Below are 24,905 nucleotides of genomic sequence, written 5' to 3'. Positions count from 1 at the left end.
GATAGTTGAGCGTATGATTTAGCCATAAAATATCAACTATCTGTACATCGAAATAGAGGTGACAAATTATGTCTCTACGTTCAAACCGTGTTGCCGAGCAAATGAAAAAGGAGCTTGGTGATATTCTTGGCCGTAAAATAAAAGATCCGCGTGTTGGTTTTGTGACTGTTACAGGTGTTGAAGTAACGGGTGATTTACAGCAAGCGACAATTTATATTACATCTTTAGGCAACGAACGTGAACGAGAGGAAACGCTTAAAGCTTTAGTAAAAGCTTCGGGCTTTATTCGCTCTGAAATCGGATCACGCATTCGTTTACGACGTACACCAGAATTAATCTTTGAATTTGATTCATCGATTGAATATGGGAACCGTATTGATTCATTGTTAAGAGATTTACACAAAGAATAAGCTGAAAAAGTCTGCCACATGCATGTTTATGCAGGCAGACTTTTTAGCTTCATGGAAAAAATTATATTGCCAATGAATAAATAAATGATAGAGTAAGCAATTTGGGAGGAGCTATATGAACGGTATTTTACCGCTTTGGAAAGAAAGAGGCATGACAAGCCATGATTGTGTCTTTAAATTACGCAAAATTTTGCGGACAAAAAAAGTTGGGCATACAGGTACACTGGATCCAGGTGTTGAGGGCGTACTACCAATTTGTATTGGCCAAGCAACTCGAATAGCGGAATATTTAACTGACGCAGGGAAAACCTATGAAGCAATCATTTCAATAGGTCGTACCACGACAACCGAGGATGCAGAAGGTGAAACCGTTGAAGAAGATCTTACGATAAAAAATTTTTCTCGGGAGCAGTTGTTAGAGGTTTTAGCTTCATTGACTGGAGTTATTGAACAAACACCACCCATGTTTTCAGCAGTAAAAGTAAATGGGAAGCGCCTCTATGAATATGCGCGAAAAGGCGAAAGTGTTGAAAGACCAACTCGTCAAGTAACAATTTATGATTTAGAGCTACTTGATGAGACAGCACAATATGAGGGGCAAGAAATTACATTTCCAGTACGTATCGCTTGTAGCAAAGGGACGTATATTCGAACACTAGCTGTGCAAATTGGTGAGGCGCTTGGCTATCCAGCGCATATGAAGGAGCTTGTACGTACTGCTTCTGGTACTTTTACACAGGATAACTGTTTTACGTTAGCACAGGTTGCAGAGCTAATGGAGGCTGAGCAAGTAGCTTCCTGCATTTTACCTGTCGAGTATGCGTTAGCAGACTATCCATATATTGAGATCACGAATGCCAATGAAAAAGAAATTTTCAATGGACAAGTGCTTCCAGCAGATGCATTATTAAATAGTCATGATAAAATTGTGTATGGAATCAATGGAAAGGCAGTTGCGGTTTATCAAGCTCACCCAACAAAGGATGGTTTGATGAAGCCACATAAGATGTTTCCGACGATAGAGTAGGAGGATTTTTCAATGGAGGTCATTCATTTAAAATACCCACATCAATTACAGCAACGAGAAAGCATGCAGCCGTATTCATTAGCTCTTGGCTTTTTCGATGGTGTACATAGAGGGCATCAAGCAGTTATCAAGGCGGCTAAGGAAGAGGGCAACAAGCGACAAATTCCAACTGCAGTGATGACATTCGATCCACATCCTTCATTAGTCCTTGGTGGACGTAACGAAAAGGTTTTTTATATTACACTCTTACAACAGAAATTACAGCTGTTTGAAGAACAGGGTGTGGATACGGTATTCGTTGTCCACTTCACTTCAGATTTTGCCAAACTTTCACCAGCGGCATTTATTGATACATTTATCCGTGGATTAAATATTCAGCATGTGACAGCTGGCTTCGATTATTCGTTTGGAGCATTTGGTAAGGGAACAATGGAAGATATGCGTTTATTAAGTAATGGTGAGTATGGCGTTACAATTGTTGAGAAGAAAACAGATGATGTTGAGAAAATCAGCTCTACTCGTATACGCAAGCTATTACAAGAAGGCGATATGGAAGAAGCAACAGTTTTATTAGGGAGACCGTTTGAAATCAATGGGATTGTTGTCCATGGTGATAAACGTGGTCGTACTATTGGTTTCCCTACTGCAAATGTCCAAGCATTAGAAGGAACGTTTATTCCAGCAAGTGGTGTTTATGCTGTACGTCTGCTTGTACAAAATAATTGGTATGATGGTGTTTGCAACGTGGGCTATAAGCCAACTTTCAAAGATCCAAATGATAAGCAATTATCGATTGAAGTTCATATTTTAAACTTTGATAAAAATATCTATGGTGAAGAAGTACATGTGGCATGGTATAAACGTATACGAAGTGAACGCAAATTCGATGGTATTGAGGCCTTGAAAACACAAATTGAAAAGGATAAACAAGAAGCAATCCGTTACTTTAACCAGCTATAAGAAGTCCTTCATTATTGTCGTCACATTAGCCAAGTCGACGTTTTACTTGCTTGACTATGTGATTTATGGTAATATTCATAAGTGCATAAATGCTTAACCTTAGCTCGGTAGATCGATGACTCCAACGTTTACTGTGCTAATGGGGATTAATTATAATTTAGGAGGTCCATACAAATGGCTATTACAAAAGAACGAAAAAACGAAATTATCGCTGAGTACCGTACTCACGAAAGTGACACTGGTTCACCAGAAGTACAAGTTGCAGTATTAACAGAGGAAATCAATGCTCTAAATACTCACTTACGTACTCACAAAAAAGATTTCCACTCTGAGCGTGGTCTTCTTAAAATGGTAGGTCGTCGTCGTCACTTATTAAAATACCTTCGTGAAACAGACGTACAACGTTACCGTGAATTAATCAACCGTTTAGGCTTACGTCGCTAATTAATAGCAAAAGTAATCCTATATTAGACTGTAGACAAACTGATGCTTGTCTACAGTCTTTTTTTTGAGATAATCTTGTTAATTTTGTTCAACAATAAGCCATAACTTTTTTACACTACGATGAACGATAGATAAAAATGATTTGATACTTGATAAAAGGGTGATATATTCTAATCACATTTCACAGCCCATTTATAGTCATTGCGTTCATCATTGCAGTGTAATTGAAGTAGATAAATTGAAGGCTAGATTGCTATTATATTTCATGAAATACAATCCAGCAAATTATAGGATAGAGGCTCAAAATTGGTACATAAGCGTCAATCATACAATCTAAATGCTATCATTGAATACTAGTAAACGATGGCTATGGGTTAAAAACTTTCTATGTTAATAGTTGGTGAAATGTAAACTAAATCATTTAGAAGGGTGAGTAGGATGTTTAACCAATTATTAAGAGAGAATAATATTGTTGCAGGTATTTTAACAGTTATTCGTGTTTATTTAGGCTGGCATTGGCTTACAGCAGGTTGGGGAAAATTGTTTAATGGCTTTGATGCATCTGGCTTTTTAGCCAATGCTATTGCAAATCCAGTGACAAGTGGAGAAGAGCTCGCATACCCACTGTATGTAAAGTTTATTGAATCATTTGCTTTGCCAAATGCTGAGCTAATTAATATTCTTGTGCCTTGGGGAGAATTTTTAGTAGGGCTAGGATTAATTCTGGGATGCTTAACGACATATGCTGCATTTTTCGGTATGGTCATGAATTTTGCCTTCCTAATGGCAGGTACTATATCTAGCAATCCTTGGGATATTTTACTTGCAATCTTTATAGCCGTTGCTGGTTACAATGCTGGGAAATTCGGGCTTGACCGCTTCATTATGCCAATCATAGGTGAAAAGATGGCGAGAAATAAGAAAAAAGAAGTTGTTCAACCTGTTAAAATTACATAATAAACTTTTTACATATCTACTATTAGGAGACTACTCATTAGTCTGAGTATACCCCGCCCATTATATGGGTGGGGTATTTAAGTTGTTGAAAAAAGAAATGTCACTAGCAGAAAAGCAAGGTGAGGGGGTGATTTCCGTTCCACTGGGCGTCCGATGATCCAGCTTTACTCACTTACGCTACTTTCACAAAAATTCTATTGATGGTTTTACTTTTCAATACTATGTAAATCCCGACTATTATTTGCCTGACTTACTAACTTTCCTAGATGAGCCAACTTTCTTTTACCTTATAGGATGTTGTATGATAAGCTCCATGTTATAATAAGTCTATTGTTTAAACTTGTATTTGAAAAACTAATGTTAGCGAAGCAGTTATTTCCATTTACATACATTACTTTTCGTCAAGAAGGAATCAATATAAAAAAATCCATATACCAAAAATGCTTTTTCAATAAAATAATGAAATAAATCTTAAATAAATTGGCAATAACTGAATTTAAATGTATGATTATTTCATGAAATATTATTTAGCATAGAACAAGCATTTTTGGTACACTTACTATTAGTACATACAGACGAAGTAAGTGTTTTTATAATAGAGAGGGGTTCATTGAATGAACGAAAAGAAAGTCTATTCCTATGAATGGGCTGGCCGTCCACTTGTAATTGAAGTAGGACAGTTAGCAAAACAAGCAAACGGAGCCGCATTAGTACGCTATGGCGATACTTCTGTACTTGCTACAGCAACAATGTCAAAATCACCTAAACCACTTGATTTCTTCCCATTAACAGTAAACTATGAAGAGCGTCTATATGCTGCAGGTAAAATTCCTGGCGGCTTTATTAAGCGTGAAGGACGTCCATCTGAAAAGGCGATTTTAGCAAGCCGTTTAATCGACCGTCCGATTCGTCCGATGTTCCCGGATGGTTTCCGTAATGAAGTACAAGTTATTTCTATGGTTATGTCAAATGATCCTGACTGTACATCTGAAATGGCAGCAATGGTTGGTTCATCATTAGCATTAGCGATCTCTGATATTCCATTTGATGGGCCAATAGCAGGTGTACAAGTTGGTTATATTGATGGACAATTCATTGTAAACCCGACAGTAGAGCAATCGAATCGCTCAACAATTCATTTGTCTGTAGCGGGGAACAAAGATGCTATCAATATGGTTGAAGCGGGTGCACTTGAGGTACCAGAGGAAATCATGTTAGAAGCAATTATGTTCGGTCATGAAGAAATCAAAAAAATCATTGCTTTCCAAGAGCAAATTGTGGCAGAGGTTGGTAAAGAAAAGTTACCAGTGACACTATTTGAAATTGATGAAGCAATTCAAGCCGATATAAAAGCAGCTTGTGAGACTGATATGCATGATGCAATTCAAACGGCAGAGAAACATGCTCGTGATGAGGCAATTCAAGCTGTGAAAGAGCGAGTTATCGCTTCCTATGAAGAGCAAGAAGCAGACGACGAAACAATGAAACAAGTGTACACAATTCTTGACAAGATGGTAAAAGAAGAAGTACGCCGTCAAATCACGGAAGATAAGATTCGTCCAGATGGTCGTAAGCTCGACGAAATCCGACCACTTTCTTCTGAAACAGGCTTATTACAACGTACACATGGTTCAGGTCTGTTTACACGTGGACAAACACAAGCACTTTCTATTTGTACATTAGGTGCGCTTGGTGATGTACAAATTATTGACGGTTTGGGTGTGGAAGAGTCAAAACGCTTTATGCACCATTATAACTTCCCACAATTTTCTGTAGGGGAAACGGGTCCAATCCGTGGGCCAGGTCGTCGTGAAATTGGTCATGGTGCGTTAGGTGAGCGTGCACTTGAAGCAGTCATTCCTGATGAGTCGGTCTTCCCTTATACAATTCGTTGTGTATCAGAAGTACTTGAATCAAACGGATCAACTTCCCAAGCTTCTATTTGTGCGTCTACATTAGCCATGATGGATGCAGGTGTTCCATTAAAAGCACCAGTTGCAGGTATTGCAATGGGCCTTATTAAAAAAGGTGAACATTATTCTATTTTAACGGATATTCAAGGAATGGAAGACCATTTAGGCGATATGGACTTTAAAGTGGCTGGTACAGCTAAAGGTGTAACAGCTCTACAAATGGACATTAAAATTGATGGTTTATCTCGCAATATTTTAGAAGAAGCACTGACACAAGCAAAAGTTGGACGTATGCATATTCTAGAATCAATGCTTGCTACACTGCCAGAGCCACGTAAACAATTATCTGCGTTTGCACCAAAAATTGTTATTGTAAAAATTAATCCTGATAAAATTCGCGATGTAATTGGACCAGGTGGTAAACAAATTAATAAAATTATTGAAGAAACGGGCGTTAAGATTGATACAGAGCAAGATGGTACAATCTATATTTCTTCTGCCGATGAAGCAATGAATGCACGTGCAAAACAAATTATTGAAGATATCGTACGTGAAGCAAAAGTAGGGGAATACTACTTATCAACAGTGAAACGTATTGAAAAATTCGGCGCCTTTTGCGAAATCTTCCCAGGGAAAGATGGCTTGCTTCACATTTCTGAAATTCAAGAGGAACGTACAAAGCAAGTGGAGGATGTCTTAAAACTTGGTGATCAATTACTTGTGAAAGTGATTGAAATCGACAAGCAAGGTCGTGTGAATTTATCTCGCAAAGTAGTAATTCAAGAGGAAAAAGAGCGCGCTGAACAAGAAAAATAATATCGATTAAAAGGCTGCGTAGATTGCGCAGCCTTTTTCGATAGTAGCAAGAAGAAAAGTAGAGGATTTTTATAATTGGGGGAGATAGTTTGGTTCAAGTACATACATGTCAGAATGGTGTTCGTATTGTATCAGAGCAAATTGATCATGTAAGATCAGTGGCATTAGGTATTTTTGTGAATGCTGGCTCTCGCTATGAGCTACCTGAAGAGAATGGTATCACACATTTTATTGAGCATATGTTGTTTAAAGGCACAACAACTCGTTCAGCTCGTCAAATTGCTGAAGAATTTGATCGAATCGGAGGAGAGCTAAATGCCTTCACATCGAAAGAAAATACATGTTACTATGCTAAAGTTTTAGATCATCATGCGGAGCTTGCGGTCACAATACTAGCAGATATGTTTTTTAATTCTACCTTTGCGGAAGAAGAATTAGAAAAAGAGCGACAAGTAGTATTAGAAGAAATTTTAATGAGCGAAGATGCTCCTGATGATGATGTTCATGAGAAGCTGTGGGGTGTCATGTATCCGAATGATGCACTCGGTCGTCCAATACTAGGCACAGCTGCTACATTAAAGACATTTACAGCAGATGCTATACGACAATACATGGATAAACATTATGGGCCAGAGTCCGTTGTTATTTCTATTGCAGGTAATATTTCATCTCAGCTTATGCAAACGATTGAAGATTTATTTGGTCACTATCAACCTTCACCGCATGCTATGGCGCCTGTCCTGACAAATCCTTCATTTTATCCAGGGGAAATTACAAAAATACGCGATACAGAGCAGGCACATGTCGCGATTTCCTATCCAGCAATTGGTGTAAAAGATCCAGATATGTATAGCTTTATTGCGCTTAACAATATAATTGGAGGCAATATGAGTTCTCGATTGTTTCAGGAAGTACGAGAAGAACGTGGACTAGCCTATTCTATTTTCTCCTATCAATCGTGTTATGCCGATGTAGGTGCTTTTACGATTTATGGTAGTACTAGTCGACAGCAATTAGCACAGCTTCAGCACACGATTGATGCCACTTTATTAGATATTGTAGCGGGTGGTGTTACAGAGGAGGAGCTTGATAATGCGAAAGAGCAGCTTAAAGGCAGCTTTGTCCTTGGGCTAGAAGGGACGGGGGCTCGTATGAATCGTAATGGAACAAGTGAACTTGTCCATCGCAAGCATCGAACAGTAGACGAGGTTCTTAAATCGATCGATGCCGTATCGATGGAATCGGTGGATCGACTGATTGCCAAAATTTTAAAAGCAGAGCCAGCTATCTCAATCATAGGTCCTAGCGAATAAAGATATTTTAATTAGAAGCATATAAAAAGGAGAACTTTGATTAATTTCGAAGTTCTCCTTTACTATCTGGGAAAGTCTGTTATTTTCAATGTGGATAAGTGTCAACAACCCTCCATAAGATGAGTAGTGAACACCTTTGCTAAAAAGGTAGCACTTTATGAGCTGGTGTGGAAAACTTTACCCTCGAGGGATAGTGAGACTAGTTTGCCTTTAAACCAAGAAGGTAGCGGCCCTGCATATGCCCATAGGAAAGCAAGTAGCCTGCAATGGGAATCCATTTCCTATTTTTAATGAATGTTTAGCAAACTTCCTTTGCCATATATAAATAAAGACATTTGTGAAACACAAGAAAAGTGATGAGGATACTAACCAGTGTTGGTATGAATAAGATAATTAAATTTGCAGCTACTAGTGATAAATAATAATGAATAACAAAATTTAGCAGAATGATAAGCACAATAGCTGTAAGCATTCTAACCGTTCGCATTCTCTCTATTTCATCAAGATGCTGAATATAAAATTGACTACAGATGAGGAAAGAAGCGCTACTTATATAGGCACAGTACATAGCAAGATGCTCTATAAAATTTTCAGATGCATCAGGTTGTGAGAAATACATAGGCGCAAGGACAATAAAGAGCAATGCAATAAGGCCATAGCAAAATAAAAAATCGGATTGCAATTGTTTTTTCTTTGATAGAGGTAGCGTATTGACATACATTGTCCACTTTACTTGACGGTCGCCTCTATATATATTATCTACGATGTTGGCTGAAATTACGACAACAAATAATCCGATAGAAGGACTATCTACAAAAGGTAAATGAACAAAATGAAGAAGTAAACATATCGTCATTGTAAAAAGAATAGTCCATTTTTGTACGACGATTCTTTGTAACAACAGTGCTCGCATGGGATCCCTCCTAAAACTCTTTTCTTTTATAAATAGCAGTAGAAACAAGAGAGGAGAGGCAGAGCAGTATAAGTCCGCCCAAAGGTGCTAAATAGACATATTGCTTTAAATATAAAAAGGTTTGAGTCATATCAGGGATATATTCTTTAAACATCCCCGTTAAGAAGCCAGGGATAAAACAAAACGCAATGAGGACTATTCTTCCTTTAATAGAGCCAAATTTAATATAGATAGGTAGTAATACGGCTAATAAACAGAGCGCCGATGTTACGATCAAATTAAACGTTAGGAAAAATTCTGAAGTAATGTCGTTATTGGTAAAAAAATTGATGAAAAATAGGATAGGTAATGCCATAACAAGGCCGATAATCATTAACATCACACTAAGTATATATTTACTTAAAACGATATCCGTTTTAGGAATTGGTAAAGTATTAGCGTATTTATCCCACTTACTGTGTTCATCGTAGCTAAGCGCAGTTATCGCTTGTATCGTAACAATAAAAACAATAACAGCTAGAAGCATTGCGCTTTGCTGCATAAAAATCGCCATCACAAGAAGAAATACAAGAACAAATGCTTGTGCTTTCATTTGTCGTTGAATGGTCATTAAATCTTTTAGGATAAGTCCTACCATATTTAAACACTACCTTTCACGAAAAATAGCATAATATCTTCAATAGAAGGTCTTTCAAGTCTGAAAGCCTCATTTACTTCATTTTTCAGAACTAGTGCTTCTATTCCAAATGCACCAGGACGGGTTCTCAGAATAGCATGCTCTGGCAAGTCGTTTACTTCCTCATTGTTACCTTTGAAAATACCATATTCATATAATAAAGCATCTTTACTCTCGCTCAATAAAATCTCACCATTATGAATTAATGTAATATAGTCAGCAATTTTTTCTAAATCGCTTGTAATGTGCGAAGAAAATAAAATGCTGTGGGTTTCATCCTGCATAAATGCTAAAAATAAATCCAGAATTTCATCCCGAATAATAGGGTCTAAACCACTTGTGGGCTCATCTAAAATCAATAATTTTGGATGATGTGCCAATGCTAAGGCAATTGATAGCTTCATCCTCATTCCTCGTGAAAGTTCCTTAATCTTCTTCCTCTTTGGTACCTTAAATTGAGCCAATCTTTCAAAATAATAGTCTGAATCCCATGTTTGAAATACTTTTCTCATGATTTTGTCGAGTTGCGTCGCATTTAGCGTTTCTGGTACATGTAAATCGTCAAATACAACGCCGATGTCGTTTTTTATCGATAGTTCGTGTTCGACATGATCTTTGCCAAATAGCAAAATTTCGCCATATTCCTTTTTTAGTAAATTCAGCATGCATTTTATCGTAGTTGATTTGCCAGCCCCGTTTTCTCCAACAAATCCCATTACAGTGCCTTGAGGGACAGAAAAACTTATATCTTTTAGAAAAAAGCCTTCAAAGCCCTTATGTAAATCATGAATTTCAATGGCATTCATATTACTTATCCTCCTCTAACATTAAAGATAGTAGTTCTTGTAATTCTTCACTAGAAAGTCCAGCGGTTTTCGCTATTTTTGCTGCCTTTTGCAAGTGCCCCTCTACCTGCCGTAATAGCTCCTCGCGTAGAAAGTCTTGATTTCGTTCTGTGACAAAGCTCCCTTTACCAGCGACTGTTTCAATGAAACCATCTCGCTCTAAATCAGCATAGGCACGTTTAGTGGTCATCACACTTATTTTTAAATCCTTTGCTAAAGCGCGGATAGAAGGTAGTGCATCACCTGCCTGTAATTTATTAGCTAAAATAGCCTCCTTGAGCTGTATGGTGATTTGCTCATAAATAGGTTTTTCACTCGCATTACTTAAATGGATATGCACAAATCATCACCTCTTATAACTGTATATATACACTATATACAGATAGCGATGAAAATGCAACATATTCGTACTTTTGGTAGGGGTCACGATTTGCAAAAAGTCGGCATATATTGAGGTAACGGCTCAAGGAGGGAGATGAGGCATGTTACTATCTGAGATGGTGGATAAGGAGTTAATTCAAATTGAGGGTGGCGTACATTTTGGCATCCTGGCACATACAGAATGCCTATTAGATGTGCAAACAGGGAAAATACATGGTTTTGAAATTGTAAAAGATAAACTACCATTCCAAAAAAAGAAAATGAAAGTTAGTGAAATGATACCTTGGCATGAAATTATTTTAATTGGTGAAGATCGTATTTTATTTAATAAGACATCTACAGTACAGTCAGAATATTTACAGTGAGGTGAGCTTTTGGAAAACGAAAAATGGCTTGTTATCGGTGAGGACTCCCGATTAAAGGAACTAGCTACAATGCTAAGAAGTCCATCGAGAACAGTGTTTTATAAAAGAACGACCGTATGGAACGAAGAGTTAAATAAACTTGTTTTAGAATTCCAGCCTAATAAAATTGTATTACCTATTCTTCCATTAAAAATAGAAGTTGAGCAGCTCTATGGTATATCACAAGTGAAATTTTATACAGGTCGATTAACAATGCATTGGAAGCAATTACTAGAGAAAAATGAATCTATTTGCTATTTACAACAAGAATCATTTATTTGGCAAAATGCTCGATTAACAGCGGAGGGATTTATCGCCACATTTTACGGACTCGAGCAAAAATGTATTTACGGACAAAATTTCACAATCGCAGGTTTTGGTCGTATCGCAAAAATGCTCGCCTCTTTACTAGTTAAGATGGGTGCAAATGTTCATATTGTTGCACGTTCAGTTGTACAAGTGAGTGAAGCAAAAGCATATGGTTATAAAGCCACGAATTTAGATGATCGTCAATGGTCTATTACAGATGGCATTTTTATTAATACAATTCCTGCTAAATGGATCACAGAATCATTTATAGAGCATGTTCCAACTGTTTTATATGACTTGGCTTCAGAGCCAGGATGTTTAGATATAGATTCTGATCAATTACAAACATATGTACTATTGCCATCATTACCTGGGAAATACTTTGCACATGATGCAGCTACAATATTGTGCAAGGCAATAGAGGAGGAAGAAAATTGTTAACGGGGAAACGAATTGGCTTAGGTATTACTGCTTCTCATTGTACGTATGAAGATGTAGTACCTAAAATCCAAAATTTTATTGATGTCGGAGCAACAGTAATTCCAATCATTACCCATTCCGTTTTACATGCAGCTACACGCTTTGGTACAGGTGAAGAGTGGATTGCCAAAATAGAAGCTTTGACAGGAGAAAAAGTTATTTCTTCTATAAAAGAGGCAGAGCCATTTGGTCCATCCAATCCATTAGATGCAATGGTCATTGCCCCCATGACAGGCAATAGCATCAGTAAATTTGCTAATGCAGCAACAGATAGTCCTGTGTTAATGGCAGCAAAGGCAACTTTGCGTAATGGTTCACCTGTAGTTTTAGGTATTTCCACAAACGATGCACTAGGCTTAAATGGCATAAATATTATGAAGCTGTTAAATGCCAAAAATATATATTTTATTCCCTTTGGTCAGGATGCCCCTCACTCCAAACCAAATTCTTTAATTGCTGATTTTGAGCAAATGGTGGATACTGTTCATGCAGCAATTACGCAGAAAAAGCAATTACAACCGCTGTTGATACAATATTTCAAATAAATAAGAGATTACACACAATTTTCAGTATTTTTGTGATACAATAGCACACATTATGGAACATGTATTCAAGGAGAGATGACAGATGACAAAGCAGTTAACAGTTGCGGTTGTTGGGGCAACAGGTGCAGTAGGATCGAAAATGATGGAGCAGTTGATTAAACGTAAATTTCCGATTGGACATATTAAATTTCTAGCTTCTGCTCGTTCAGCAGGAAAATCAATCGAATTTGATGGGGAAACATATACAATTGAAGAAGCGACACCTGAGGCTTTCGAAGGCGTCAATGTCGCTTTATTCTCAGCTGGTGGTTCAGTATCAGCTGTGCTTGCACCAGAAGCAGCTAAGCGGGGTGCAGTAGTTATTGATAATACGAGCCATTTTCGTATGGATCCAGAGGTACCGCTTGTCGTGCCTGAAGTGAATAGAGGCGACTTAGCGAAGCATAAGGGAATTATTGCGAATCCAAACTGCTCGACAATTCAAATGGTAGCTGCACTTGAACCAATTCGTCATGCATTTGGTTTAACAAAGGTAATCGTTTCAACTTATCAGGCAGTATCAGGTGCGGGGATTTCTGCGATCCAAGAATTAAAGGCACAAAGCGAAAACTGGGATGCAGGTAAAGATGTAGAAGCAAATATTTTACCGTCTGGTAGTGATAAACGTCATTACCCAATTGCTCGTAATGTCATTCCACAAATCGATAAATTCACAGATAATGGATTTACATACGAAGAAATGAAAATGATTAATGAGACGAAAAAAATCATGCATGCACCAGAGCTAAAAGTAGCTGCTACTTGTGTTCGTGTGCCAGTCGTTTCAGGTCACTCTGAATCTGTTTATATTGAGGTAGAGAAGGACGCGTCAATCCAAGAGATTTTCGAAGTATTACGCAACGCACCAGGTGTGGTATTACAAGATGATATTGCAACACAAACTTACCCAATGCCTATTTATGCAGAAGGGGAAGACGCTACTTTTGTAGGACGTATCCGTCAAGATTTAGACAACAGCAAAGGGTTCCATCTATGGATCGTTTCTGACAATTTATTAAAAGGCGCCGCATTAAACTCTATCCAAATTGCAGAAGCAATGCTTGAGGATAACTTACTATAAGAGGGGTGTAAGGATGAATTTAGGTCGAATTGGAACGGCAATGATTACGCCGTTCAAAAATGATGGCACGATTAATTATCCAGAACTAGAACGTATTATTAATCATTTAATAGACAATGGTACTGATTGTATTGTTGCTTGTGGTACGACTTCTGAAAACCCAACTATGTCTACAGAAGAGAAAATTGAAGTTGTACGCTTTACAGTTGAGAAAGTAGCAGGACGCGTACCAGTTATTGCAGGTACTGGGGATAATGAAACAGCTTACTCTATCGCAATGACACATAAGGCAGAAGAAAATGGAGCGGACGGCATTATGCTTGTAGCTCCCTACTATAATAAGCCAAATCAACGTGGGATTTATGCTCACTTTGAAACCATTGCTAAACAAACGAGTCTCCCTGTTATGCTTTATAATGTTCCAGGGCGTACTGGGGTCAATGTTGCCTATGAAACTTCTGTTGCATTAAGCAAGATTCCTAATATTGCTTGGATTAAGGAAGCGAGCGGTAACTTAGATCAGATGGGTGATGTTATTGAGAATGTTGATCCAGCTGATGATTTCTTAGTGTATAGTGGGGACGATGGTTTAACACTCCCACTAATGGCCATTGGCGGAGCAGGTGTTATTTCTGTAGCTGCCCATGTGGTAGGCAATGATATGCAATTAATGATTAAAGCGTTTGAAGAAGGAAATCATAAGCTAGCAGCCCAAATTCACCGAGCCTTATTACCTTTAGTACGTGCGCTGTTCGCTCAGCCCAACCCTTCACCGATTAAATATGCGATGACAAAATTAGGATTTGATACACTCAATGTTCGTTTGCCAATGATGGAAATGACAGATGAAGAGAAAGCTAATTTTGATCGAATTTGGGATACGTATCAAGAAAAAGCGAAAAGTTTTAGATAAATAGCAGCGAGGCTGATAGCATTTCAGCCTCGTTTTTTATATTTTATAAAATAAAAAGTATGTACCAAATTTGTAACTCCTCGTCCTTACAAATACTTATTTAGCTCTATTTATACAGGATAGCCAATATTTGTTTTCCATCTGCTAGTAATAAGCAAATAGCAGGAAAATCTATTTCCAACGTGAAACATGTATTTTTAATTTGTGCAAAAGCTTTGCAAACCGTATAATAAATGTTAAGTGGTTGCTGTTCGGGATATTTTTTAGGAGGAAATAAATTGACAAAAAAGAAAAATGAATTAATCCGCATCATCCCTCTTGGTGGTGTAGGCGAAATTGGGAAAGCCATGTACGTAGTAGAAATTGATGAAGAGCTATTTGTGGTGGATAGCGGCTTAATGTTCCCAGAAGATGAAATGCTAGGTATAGATATCGTGATTCCTGACATTACTTACTTAGAAGAAAATAAAGAACGTGTGAAAGGTATTTTCTTAACACATGGTCATGAAGATGCAATTGGCTCTATTGCCTATGTATTACAAAAAATAAAGGCACCTGTGTACGGATCGAAATTAACTATTGCATTAGCAAAGGAACATTTAAAAGAATTACCTGCACCACATCAAGTAAAGTTTTTTGAAGTAACAAACCGTAGTCGTATGAATTTTAACTCAACGTATGTAACATTCTTCCACACAACACATAGTATTCCCGATTCGTTAGGGGTAGTGTTCCATACATCTGAAGGCGCGATTGTTCATACAGGAGAGTTTAAATTCGATCAGTCAGCGACAGGTAAATTTAAACCTGATTTAGCAAAAATGGCACAGCTAGGTGAAGATGGCGTTTTCATTCTATTATCTGAGTCTTGCGAAGCTGAGCGACCAGGATATACGACATCAGAGATTGTCATTGAAGAACAATTATCAAAAACATTCCACTCAGCACCAGGTCGTATTTTAGTAGCTGTTTACGCATCGAATTTTATTCGAATTCAACAAGTATTTGCTCAAGCTCAGAAATCATTCCGTAAGGTTGTAATTGTAGGCAAACCATTGGAAAAGGCAGTTGATTTAGGCGTACAGCTTGGTTATTTAACAGTCGAAGAAGATACAATTATTCCGATCTCGGAAATGCAAAAATATCAAGATGATGAAATTATCATTATTGCAACAGGCAACAGAGGAGAGCCTCTCGATGCTTTAGAAAAAATTGTCCGTAAGCACCATCGTGATATTAAAATTAAACAAGGTGATACGGTACTAATTACGTTTACACCTTCTCCTGGCATGGAAGTTCAAATGGCGAATACAATGAACTCAATGTCAAAAGCAGGCGCTGAAATTTTGACTTCTAGCAAAAATGTCCATGTTTCAGGACATGGTAGCCAAGAAGATTTAAAGCTGATGCTAAACTTAATGCAGCCAAAGTATTTTATTCCTGTACAAGGAGAATACCGTATGCTAATTGCGCACTCTAAATTAGCACAACAGCTAGGTATGCAAAAATCCCAAATTTTTATCGCGGATAAAGGGGATATCGTAGAATATAAAAATAATAAAATGCGCATGAGTGGTCGTGTACAAGCTGGTAATGTCTTAATTGACGGTATTGGTGTAGGCGATGTAGGTAATATTGTCCTTCGTGACCGTAAATTATTATCGCAGGATGGTATTTTCATTGTGGTGGTAACATTAAATCGAGCACAAAAGAAAATTGCCTCTGGGCCAGAAATTTTATCACGAGGCTTTGTCTATGTACGAGAATCAGAGGAATTAATGATTGAGGCTTCTGACATTGCGAGGAATGTGATTGAAAAGTACGTTGGGAAAGAAACCTTTGAATGGACGAACATTAAACAAGAAATTAGAGATACGCTAAATACGTATTTATTCCAAAAAACAAAACGTCGCCCAATGATTATTCCTATAATTATGGAATATTAATTGAACAAGCTCATCGTATATGCTTTGAGGAAAAAATAAATGAAAAAGGATTTTCTCCCAATTGCGGTGGAAAATCCTTTTTTTGAAATATTCAAGTTCTACATGTGATGATTCGCTACATATATAGAATGGATTGCAGAAGAAGGTGAATTAGATGGCAGTTAGTAAGAGAAAAAAAGTTACTAAAAGTAAAACGACAACTGAAAAAAAAGAAATGCATCCGCTTATGTACGAAATTTTAGGGTTGCTCTTAATTGCATTAGCAGTCATTATGATTTTTGAATACGGCATGATCGGGCGGATTCTACAAACAATCGCCATGTTCCTTTTTGGTAATTTACATTTTGCTGTTCCATTTATGCTTATATTTGTTGCATTGTTAATGATGATTGGTCGTAAAAAAGTTGGGATAAAGGATCGATTAATACTGGGCATGTTCCTCATTGTTTCGAGCTTAACGATTTTTAGCCATGGCATATTATTTGAACAACTATCCAAATCAGGTGGTCTGCTATCTGATTCTGTACTACGTGAATCATGGCGAATTTTGATTAATACAGATGGTATCATTCATCGTAGTAATGCTTTGGGGGGTGGCATGGTTGGTGCCCTACTCTTTAGCGGGCTTCATGTGTTGTTTGAAGCCTCAGGGGCAAAAGTTGTTGCTTGGGTTATTTTCTTTATCGGTTTAATTCTTGTCACTGGTAAAGCATTAGTGCCTTATTTAGCAGAAAAAACGCCAGATATATTTGGTAAATGGAAAAAAAAGCATCGTGATAAGAAAAAAAATACACCGAAAAAACCAAATAATCGTCGTTCAAGGGTAGAGAGTGGAGATGAAGTAGCAGCCGTTAATCAATCTATAGATATGCCTGAACAAGAAGAAGAAATACCACATGAACCGATTATTTCTGCGTTTACACAGAATGTTTCACAGGAAAGAGAAGTGTTGGATACAACTCACTTGGTGGAAAATGAACTAGAAGAAGCAACGGATGATGTCCAGATTCAGGGTACAGATGCAGTAGAAAATGCTGATTATCAGCTCCCATCATATAATTTATTACAATTACCACCACAACATGATCAAAGTGGTGAATATTCAGTGATTCAGGCAAATGCCAAAAAGCTTGAGCAGACATTACAAAGCTTTGGCGTAAAGGCAAAGGTGACACAGGTGCATTTAGGTCCTGCTGTTACGAAATACGAGATTTTACCAGATATCGGTGTGAAAGTAAGCAAAATTGTCAATTTGCAAGATGATCTTGCATTAGCATTGGCAGCTAAAGATATTCGTATGGAAGCACCAATTCCTGGGAAATCTGCGATTGGTATAGAAGTACCTAATAGTGAGGTCGCTATTGTAACACTTCGTGAGGTATTAGAATCGAAAGATGGTGCTAAGCCTGAGGCATTATTACAAGTAGCATTTGGTCGTGATATTACAGGACAAGCTGTATTAGCAGAGCTCAATAAAATGCCACATTTACTTGTAGCTGGTTCTACAGGTAGTGGGAAAAGTGTTTGTATAAATGGCATTGTTGTATCCATACTAATGCGTACAAAACCGCATGAAGTGAAGCTCATGATGATAGACCCAAAAATGGTTGAATTAAACGTTTATAATGGGATTCCACATTTATTAGCGCCTGTCGTAACGGATGCACGTAAAGCTTCGCAGGCACTGAAAAAAGTGGTATCTGAAATGGAACGTCGCTATGATTTGTTTTCTCATACAGGTACAAGAAACATTGAGGGCTATAATGCACATGTCCAAAAGGTGAATGATCAAACAGAGGAAAAGCATCCAAAGCTACCTTATATTGTGGTTATAGTAGATGAGTTAGCGGATTTGATGATGGTCGCATCAAGTGATGTAGAGGATTCGATTACACGTTTAGCGCAAATGGCAAGGGCAGCTGGCATTCATTTGATTATTGCCACACAACGACCAAGTGTAGATGTTTTAACAGGTGTCATTAAAGCAAATATTCCATCCAGAATTGCTTTTGCTGTTTCTTCCGCGATTGACTCAAGAACAATTTTAGACATGGGTGGAGCTGAACGATTATTAGGACGAGGTGATATGTTATTTTTACCTGCTGGAGCTTCTAAACCAAAAAGGGTGCAGGGTGCCTTTTTATCAGATCAAGAAGTGGAGGCAGTCGTTCATTTTGTTATAGAACAGCAAAAAGCTCAGTATCAGGAGGAGATGATTCCTACTGAAGAAGAAACCATTTTAGAGGAAACAGATGATTTATATGATGAAGCAGTCCAATTAGTTGTCAATATGCAAACAGCATCTGTCTCTATGCTTCAACGTCGCTTCCGTATTGGTTATTCAAGAGCTGCACGTATTGTTGATCAGATGGAGCAACGCGGTATTGTTGGGCCTCCAGAGGGTAGTAAACCTCGTCAAGTACTTGTTCACCAATACGATAACTAAGCAAAAAATGAAGACGAAAATGGTGAGAGCAATTGTATTTTTGTCCAAAAATTTGCAGATAAAATAAAGAAAGAATGAATTCTATAACAGATTTTACTCAAAACTGTTTATTTCATTCTGCAAAAATGTTATATTTATGAACGATTAGTAGGAATGTTGTACATCAGATGTCTGATCTCTAGTTTTGGTGGTGATATATGTGACTATTAAAGCAGATCATCGTCATCTCTATCTTCAAGTAATCGATCGTTTAAAATCTGACATTGAGGCTGGCATTTTTAAAGAAAATGAAAAGCTGCCTTCAGAATTTGAATTATCGAAATCACTAGGAGTCAGTCGAGCAACACTTAGAGAAGCACTTCGACTGTTGGAAGAGGAAAATGTGATTGTGCGCCGACATGGGGTTGGGACTTTTGTTAACCCGAAGCCGTTGTTTACATCAGGCATCGAGCATCTATCTAGTATTTCTTCTATGATCGAGACAGCAGGTATGGAGCCAGGTTCGCGATTTTTAAAAGCGACTGAGCACGTGCCTTCTGAGGAAGATTTAAAACGCTTCCAAAGTGATGGCGACGATAAAATACTCACGATTGAACGTGTCAGAACAGCGGATGGTGAGCCAGTAGTATACTGCATAGACAGGCTACCTGCAAGCTTCCTGCCTACTGACTTTGTCGAAAAAAAAGAAGTTTCACTGTTCTCTGCACTTGAGCAATCTGGCAAAATTCATGTAGCTTATGCTGTAACCTATATTGATCCAGTTGGGTATCATGAACAAGCCTCACCGATTTTAAATTGTGGACGTGAGACAGCTCTTTTAGTGTTAAAGCAATTGCATTATGATGATCATGATCAAGTAGTGCTCTATTCAAAAAATTATTTCCGAGCTGATAAATTCAGCTTCCATGTAGTTCGTAAACGGGTGTAGAACATTTCTAAATTTTTTCCTGCTAATTACAATACCTTTGGGGGGTTAATTAAATGAAAAAACGTAAATTTGGTTTAGTATTAACATCAGTATTAGCGGCAAGTGCTATTTTAGGTGCTTGTGGTACGAAAGACGACGAAAAGCCAGCGAAAGAAAATGACAATGCTTCAGGTGGCGAAAGCACAGAAGAAGCTTTCTCAGTAGCGATGGTTACTGACGTAGGTGGCGTTGATGACAAATCATTCAACCAATCTGCATGGGAAGGTGTACAAGCTTACGGTAAAGAGCACGATTTATCAAAAGGTGATGGTGGTTTTGACTACCTACAATCAGCTTCAGATGCTGACTATGAAACAAACTTAAACAACTTAGTTCGTCGTGACTTTAACTTAGTATTTGGTATCGGATTCATGATGGCTGATGCAATTGATGCAGTTGCTTCTGAAAATCCAGATAACCACTTTGCATTAATCGATGCTGAAGTAGAAGCAGACAACGTAGTAAACGTACTGTTCAAAGAGCAAGAAGGTGCTTTCTTAGCAGGTGTTGCTGCAGCGAAAACATCTAAAACAGGTAAAATCGGCTTCGTAGGCGGCGTTGATATTCCAGTTATTAACCGTTTCCACGCTGGTTTCGTTGAAGGGGCTAAAGCAGTAAACCCAGATATCGATATTCAAGTAAAATATACTGGTGCGTTTGATAAAGCGGATCTTGGTAAAATTACAGCGAACAGCATGTATTCTTCAGGTGTAGATGTAATCTTCCACGCTGCTGGTGCAACTGGTAACGGCGTATTCTCTGAAGCAAAAGAGCGTAAAGCGAAAGATCCAAATGCAGATGTATGGGTTATCGGTGTAGATGCTGACCAATACGAAGAGGGTAAAGTAGACGATAAAACAAACGTTACATTAACTTCTATGTTAAAAGGTGTTAATACAGCAGTAGTAGATATTTCAAATAGAGCGAAAAATGGTGATTTCCCAGGTGGAGAAACACTTGTTTACGGTTTAGCTGAAGATGGCGTTAAACTTGCAGATTCTCGCGGTGCGATTCCAGAAGATGTACAAAAAGTAATCGACGAATATAAAGAAAAAATTGCTAAGGGTGAAATCAAAGTTCCAGAAAAAGTGGAAAAATAATTCATCTTTTGATCATCATAAGGGACTCTTAGAAGGACCTTATGATGATTTTTCAATCTATCGTTATATTTAGATTATTCGCAATACTCTATTTAGCTAGATTTATAGAAACCTTATAGGGGTAGTAATTATGATTTGAATAATGATGGTAACAAGTTAATAGAAGAAAGGTTTCTAACGATGACCTTTCCTGTATTAATTTAGCAAAACATCTACCTCTATAGGTGGGATATTAAATCGGTAATAAAATATAGCCTCTAGTAGAAAATTTATTACTGGACGTATGGCTTATCTGTACCATCCATCATGTAGCAGCAGATACTATACGCTAAGATGAAAATACTTAATAATAGTGCCTATTAAGGGAGTGACAAATTTGGATTATGTGATTGAAATGCTAGGAATCCGTAAAGAATTCGGTAATTTCGTGGCGAATAATAATATCACCCTCCAACTGAAACAAGGCGAGATTCATGCATTGCTAGGTGAAAATGGTGCAGGTAAATCGACTTTGATGAACGTCCTTTTTGGTTTGTATCAACCAGAGGGTGGCGAAATTCGTGTACGTGGGAAGGCTGTAAAAATTACAAACCCGAATATTGCCAATGATTTAGGGATTGGCATGGTGCATCAACATTTTATGTTGGTAGAAAACTTTACGGTAACAGAAAATATCATTTTAGGCACTGAGCCTACTAAAATGGGAATTGTGAATATAAAAGATGCGGCTAAGAAAGTACAAGCACTTTCTGAAAAGTATGGTTTAGATGTTGATCCGAACGCCAAAATCGAGGATATCACGGTTGGTATGCAACAACGTGTAGAAATATTAAAAACCTTATATCGTGGTGCCGAAATTTTAATTTTTGATGAACCAACTGCATCATTAACACCGCAAGAAATTACCGAATTAATTCAAATAATGCGCCGTCTTATCGCAGAGGGTAAATCCATTATTTTAATTACGCATAAGCTAAAAGAAATTATGGAAGTTTCAGACCGAGTGACGATTATCCGTAAGGGAGAAGGGATTGGCACTGTTGTAACCGCTGCCACAAATCCTGATCAGCTTGCTGAAATGATGGTTGGCCGTCAGGTTGAATTCAAAACGGAAAAAACGGATGCGACACCGACTGACGAAGTGCTTGCAATTGAGAACTTGGTTGTTACAGACTATCGAAATATTGATAAAGTTAAAGGTCTTAATTTAAATGTTCGTAAAGGTGAAATCGTAGGTATTGCTGGTATTGATGGTAATGGTCAATCCGAGTTAATAGAAGCCATTACAGGTCTACGCAAAATTAAAAGTGGTAAAGTCAAGCTGAATGGTAAAGATATTACTAACATGAAGCCTCGTAAAATTACAGAGGAAGGCGTAGGACATATTCCACAAGACCGTCATAAGCATGGATTAGTTTTAGATTTCCCAATTGGTCATAATATTGCATTGCAAACATATTACCAATCTCCAATAGCGAAGGGCTTTGTGATGGACTATAAAAAGGTGTCAGAGAAAGCTCGCCAAATCATTAAAGAGTATGATGTGCGTACTGGTAATGGAGAGATGACACCAGCTCGTGCATTATCTGGTGGTAACCAACAAAAAGCAATTATTGGTCGTGAAATTGACCGTAACCCTGATCTATTAATTGCTGCTCTACCAACACGTGGACTTGACGTAGGAGCTATTGAATTCATTCACTCTCGTCTAATTGAGCAACGTGATAAAGGGAAAGCCGTTTTATTAATCTCATTTGAATTAGATGAGGTAATGAATGTTTCGGATCGAATTGCTGTTATCTATGATGGACAAATTGTCGATGAGTTAAATCCGAAAGAAACGACTGAACAAGAGCTAGGCTTACTAATGGCAGGGCAAAGTAAAAAAAATATAAAGCGTGATGCGAAGGAGGGGAACGACTAATGTCAAATCGTGTCATTAATATCCTCGTTCCTATCATCTCTATCATTATCGGTTTAATTGTAGGGGCTATCGTTATGGTAGTCAGTGGCTATGACCCAGTGCAAGGTTATATCGCTCTTTGGACAGGTATTTTTGGAGATTCATATTCAATCGGGAACACAATTCGTCAAATTACACCATATATTTTAGCAGGTCTTGCGGTAGCATTTGCATTCCGTACAGGGCTCTTCAATATCGGTGTGGAAGGTCAGCTAATTTTAGGTTGGCTAGCCGCTGCTTGGGTAGGTTATGCGTTTGAACTTCCTAAAATCATTCACTTACCATTAGCATTGCTTGCAGCAGCTGCAGCTGGTGCATTTTGGGCCTTTATTGCAGGTTTCTTAAAAGCGAAATTTAAAGTTCACGAAGTTATTGCGACAATTATGCTGAACTACACTGCACTTTATATTGCAAATGCAGTGATTAAAAAATTGTCCGATGGCAGCTTTAAAACAGAACGTATCCATGAGTCAGCTTCTTTACGTTCTCCGTTTTTAAGAGAGCTTACAGACAATTCAAGTCTTCACTATGGGATCATTGTTGCACTGTTAATGGTAGCTGTGATGTGGTTCATTTTAGAAAAAACAACACGTGGCTACGAGCTAAAAGCAGTAGGTTTTAACAAAAATGCTGCTGACTATGCAGGTATGAGTGTTAATAAAAATATTATTTTAGCTATGACGATTTCAGGTATGTTTGCAGGTCTTGGTGGTGCGATGGAAGCTTTAGGGACATTCCAAAACGCATCCATTAAACCTGGCTTTACGGGAATTGGTTTTGACGGTATCGCCGTTGCGTTACTTGGTGCCAATACACCACTTGGGGTAGTGTTTGGAGCATCCCTTTTTGGTTCTTTAAAGTATGGTGCATTAAATATGCCAAATGCTGCGGGTATTCCAGAAGAAATCGTATCCATTATTATTGCATTGATTATCTTCTTCGTTGCATCAGGCTATATTATTCGAGTAGGCTTACAAAAGCTGAGCAAGAAAAAGGAGGGACAATAACATGAGCTTTTTAGAAATGTTATATTTCATCATCCCTTCAGCGATTCTTTATGCAACACCTTTGATTTTTACGGCCATCGGTGGGGTATTCTCTGAACGCTCTGGTGTTGTCAACATCGGGCTAGAAGGCTTAATGATTGTCGGTGCTTTTGTTGGTATTTTTGTCAATTTAGAATTCGCTTCATCATTAGGGGCAGCAACAGTTTGGGTAGCAATGCTAGCAGCTGTTGTGATTGGTGCTGTGTTCTCACTTTTCCATGCTGTAGCTTCTATTTCTTTCCGTGCCGATCAAACGGTATCAGGGGTAGCTATTAACCTACTAGGTTTAGCTGCAACCGTATTCTTAGTAAAAATGATTTATGATAAAGGTCAAACAGATATGATAGACCAACCGATTCGTCGTTTTGGTGTTCCTTACTTAGAGGATATTCCGTTCTTCGGTCGTTTACTGTTCCATGATGTTTATAGCACATCTATTTTAGCGTTTGCTGTAGCATTCGGGGCATGGTTTATCATTTATAAAACACCATTCGGCTTGCGTTTGCGTGCAGTGGGTGAACACCCAATGGCAGCAGATACAATGGGTATAAATGTAAATAAAATGCGCTATATTGCCGTGATGATTTCTGGGGCATTAGGTGGTCTTGGTGGTGCAGTGTATGCACAAACAATTACACACGACTTCTCACACGCAACAATTGCTGGTCAAGGTTTCATGGCTATTGCTGCAATGATTTTCGGGAAGTGGCATCCAATTGGAGCACTAGGTGCAGCCTTATTCTTCGGTTTAGCACAAACATTAAGTATTGCAGGGAATCAAATTCCGCTAATCGAAAATGTTCCAGCAGTGTATCTACAAATTTTACCGTATGTGTTAACAATTCTTGCTTTAGCAGGCTTTATTGGTAAAGCAAATGCTCCAAAAGCGAGTGGACAGCCTTATATTAAAGGTAAACGCTAAGAAAAGCATTTTAAGGGACTGGGCAAGCTATGCTCAGTCCTTTTTCTATATAATTGGCGAAATTTTTAATTTTTCCCATACATACTTTG

23 protein-coding genes are annotated in these 24,905 nt (G+C 38.0%); 19 read left to right on the top strand and 4 right to left on the bottom strand.

From position 1 onward, the window contains the following. The first annotated feature begins 68 nt into the window (after positions 1-68). From rbfA to EW028_RS18375, 7 genes are all read left to right on the top strand, one after another. Complete coding sequence (rbfA, locus tag EW028_RS18405) at positions 69-410, top strand: 30S ribosome-binding factor RbfA (protein WP_004225003.1); 342 nt, start codon at positions 69-71, stop codon at positions 408-410. Positions 411-525: 115 nt separating this feature from the next. Then, positions 526-1,437, top strand: a complete 912-nt coding sequence (gene truB / locus EW028_RS18400) for a tRNA pseudouridine(55) synthase TruB (protein ID WP_131521878.1) — start codon at positions 526-528, stop codon at positions 1,435-1,437. A 12-nt stretch (positions 1,438-1,449) separates the two neighbouring features. Continuing rightward, positions 1,450-2,397 (top strand): riboflavin biosynthesis protein RibF, encoded by a 948-nt coding sequence (gene ribF, locus EW028_RS18395; protein ID WP_131521877.1) that lies wholly within the window; start codon positions 1,450-1,452, stop codon positions 2,395-2,397. Positions 2,398-2,571: 174 nt separating this feature from the next. Continuing rightward, positions 2,572-2,841 (top strand): 30S ribosomal protein S15, encoded by a 270-nt coding sequence (gene rpsO / locus EW028_RS18390; protein ID WP_004224992.1) that lies wholly within the window; start codon positions 2,572-2,574, stop codon positions 2,839-2,841. Positions 2,842-3,279: 438 nt separating this feature from the next. Then, a complete protein-coding gene (locus tag EW028_RS18385; RefSeq protein ID WP_048391558.1) occupies positions 3,280-3,798 on the top strand; it encodes a DoxX family protein in 519 nt (172 codons plus the stop codon). Positions 3,799-4,412: 614 nt separating this feature from the next. Continuing rightward, the gene (gene pnp, locus EW028_RS18380) at positions 4,413-6,527 is read left to right on the top strand and encodes a polyribonucleotide nucleotidyltransferase (RefSeq protein ID WP_131521876.1); all 2,115 of its coding nucleotides are present in this window, start codon (positions 4,413-4,415) and stop codon (positions 6,525-6,527) included. A gap of 89 nt (positions 6,528-6,616) precedes the next feature. Next, on the top strand, positions 6,617-7,840 hold the full coding sequence (locus EW028_RS18375) for a M16 family metallopeptidase (protein WP_131521875.1): 1,224 nt from the start codon (positions 6,617-6,619) through the stop codon (positions 7,838-7,840). Positions 7,841-8,138: 298 nt separating this feature from the next. Here the strand turns inward: EW028_RS18375 and EW028_RS18365 are convergent, their stop codons facing one another. The 4 genes from EW028_RS18365 to EW028_RS18350 are packed head-to-tail and all read right to left on the bottom strand — an operon-like array spanning position 8,139 to position 10,614. Further along, positions 8,139-8,753 carry an ABC-2 transporter permease gene (locus EW028_RS18365; RefSeq protein WP_131521874.1) on the bottom strand — a complete coding sequence of 205 codons (615 nt, stop codon included), beginning with the start codon at positions 8,751-8,753 and terminating at the stop codon, positions 8,139-8,141. A gap of 10 nt (positions 8,754-8,763) precedes the next feature. Beyond that, positions 8,764-9,390 carry an ABC-2 transporter permease gene (locus EW028_RS18360; RefSeq protein WP_131521873.1) on the bottom strand — a complete coding sequence of 209 codons (627 nt, stop codon included), beginning with the start codon at positions 9,388-9,390 and terminating at the stop codon, positions 8,764-8,766. Positions 9,391-9,392: 2 nt separating this feature from the next. Beyond that, positions 9,393-10,235 (bottom strand): ABC transporter ATP-binding protein, encoded by an 843-nt coding sequence (locus tag EW028_RS18355; protein ID WP_131521872.1) that lies wholly within the window; start codon positions 10,233-10,235, stop codon positions 9,393-9,395. 1 nt (position 10,236) lies between these two features. Further along, positions 10,237-10,614, bottom strand: coding sequence for a GntR family transcriptional regulator (locus EW028_RS18350; protein ID WP_004224968.1), 378 nt, complete (start codon positions 10,612-10,614; stop codon positions 10,237-10,239). 142 nt (positions 10,615-10,756) lie between these two features. Here EW028_RS18350 and EW028_RS18345 point away from each other — a divergent pair, with 142 nt between their 5' ends. The 12 genes from EW028_RS18345 (at position 10,757) to EW028_RS18290 (ending at position 24,816) form a co-directional block, all read left to right on the top strand. Further along, entirely contained in the window at positions 10,757-11,020 is a 264-nt protein-coding gene (locus EW028_RS18345) for a YlmC/YmxH family sporulation protein (protein ID WP_004224966.1), read from the top strand. Between the two features lie 9 nt (positions 11,021-11,029). Next, positions 11,030-11,809, top strand: coding sequence for an NAD(P)-dependent oxidoreductase (locus EW028_RS18340; protein WP_004224963.1), 780 nt, complete (start codon positions 11,030-11,032; stop codon positions 11,807-11,809). Then, positions 11,803-12,393 carry a dipicolinate synthase subunit B gene (locus tag EW028_RS18335; protein ID WP_004224962.1) on the top strand — a complete coding sequence of 197 codons (591 nt, stop codon included), beginning with the start codon at positions 11,803-11,805 and terminating at the stop codon, positions 12,391-12,393. The genes EW028_RS18340 and EW028_RS18335 overlap by 7 nt, the downstream gene beginning before the upstream one ends. An 82-nt stretch (positions 12,394-12,475) precedes the next feature. Further along, positions 12,476-13,513 (top strand): aspartate-semialdehyde dehydrogenase, encoded by a 1,038-nt coding sequence (locus EW028_RS18330; protein ID WP_131521871.1) that lies wholly within the window; start codon positions 12,476-12,478, stop codon positions 13,511-13,513. A 13-nt stretch (positions 13,514-13,526) separates the two neighbouring features. After that, positions 13,527-14,426 carry a 4-hydroxy-tetrahydrodipicolinate synthase gene (gene dapA / locus EW028_RS18325; protein WP_048391545.1) on the top strand — a complete coding sequence of 300 codons (900 nt, stop codon included), beginning with the start codon at positions 13,527-13,529 and terminating at the stop codon, positions 14,424-14,426. 278 nt (positions 14,427-14,704) lie between these two features. Further along, the gene (locus tag EW028_RS18320) at positions 14,705-16,372 is read left to right on the top strand and encodes a ribonuclease J (RefSeq protein ID WP_048391543.1); all 1,668 of its coding nucleotides are present in this window, start codon (positions 14,705-14,707) and stop codon (positions 16,370-16,372) included. 154 nt (positions 16,373-16,526) lie between these two features. After that, a complete protein-coding gene (locus tag EW028_RS18315) occupies positions 16,527-18,818 on the top strand; it encodes an FtsK/SpoIIIE family DNA translocase (protein WP_131521870.1) in 2,292 nt (763 codons plus the stop codon). Between the two features lie 199 nt (positions 18,819-19,017). Further along, positions 19,018-19,746: a GntR family transcriptional regulator gene (locus EW028_RS18310; protein WP_131521869.1), complete on the top strand. Its 729-nt coding sequence runs from the start codon at positions 19,018-19,020 to the stop codon at positions 19,744-19,746. Positions 19,747-19,799: 53 nt separating this feature from the next. Next, positions 19,800-20,885: a BMP family lipoprotein gene (locus EW028_RS18305; RefSeq protein WP_048391537.1), complete on the top strand. Its 1,086-nt coding sequence runs from the start codon at positions 19,800-19,802 to the stop codon at positions 20,883-20,885. Between the two features lie 376 nt (positions 20,886-21,261). Beyond that, positions 21,262-22,809: an ABC transporter ATP-binding protein gene (locus tag EW028_RS18300; protein ID WP_054550535.1), complete on the top strand. Its 1,548-nt coding sequence runs from the start codon at positions 21,262-21,264 to the stop codon at positions 22,807-22,809. Beyond that, positions 22,809-23,855 (top strand): ABC transporter permease, encoded by a 1,047-nt coding sequence (locus tag EW028_RS18295; RefSeq protein ID WP_131521868.1) that lies wholly within the window; start codon positions 22,809-22,811, stop codon positions 23,853-23,855. Before EW028_RS18300 ends, EW028_RS18295 begins: the two co-directional genes overlap by 1 nt. Before the next feature lies 1 nt (position 23,856). After that, positions 23,857-24,816: an ABC transporter permease gene (locus EW028_RS18290; RefSeq protein ID WP_048391533.1), complete on the top strand. Its 960-nt coding sequence runs from the start codon at positions 23,857-23,859 to the stop codon at positions 24,814-24,816. Positions 24,817-24,905: the final 89 nt, after the last annotated feature.

It is taken from the genome of Lysinibacillus sp. OL1, assembly GCF_004332175.1.
GTDB lineage: Bacteria > Bacillota > Bacilli > Bacillales_A > Planococcaceae > Lysinibacillus > Lysinibacillus capsici.
The sequence above is the reverse complement of the archived record's forward strand: the minus strand, read 5'-3'. Positions and strand labels throughout refer to the sequence as shown.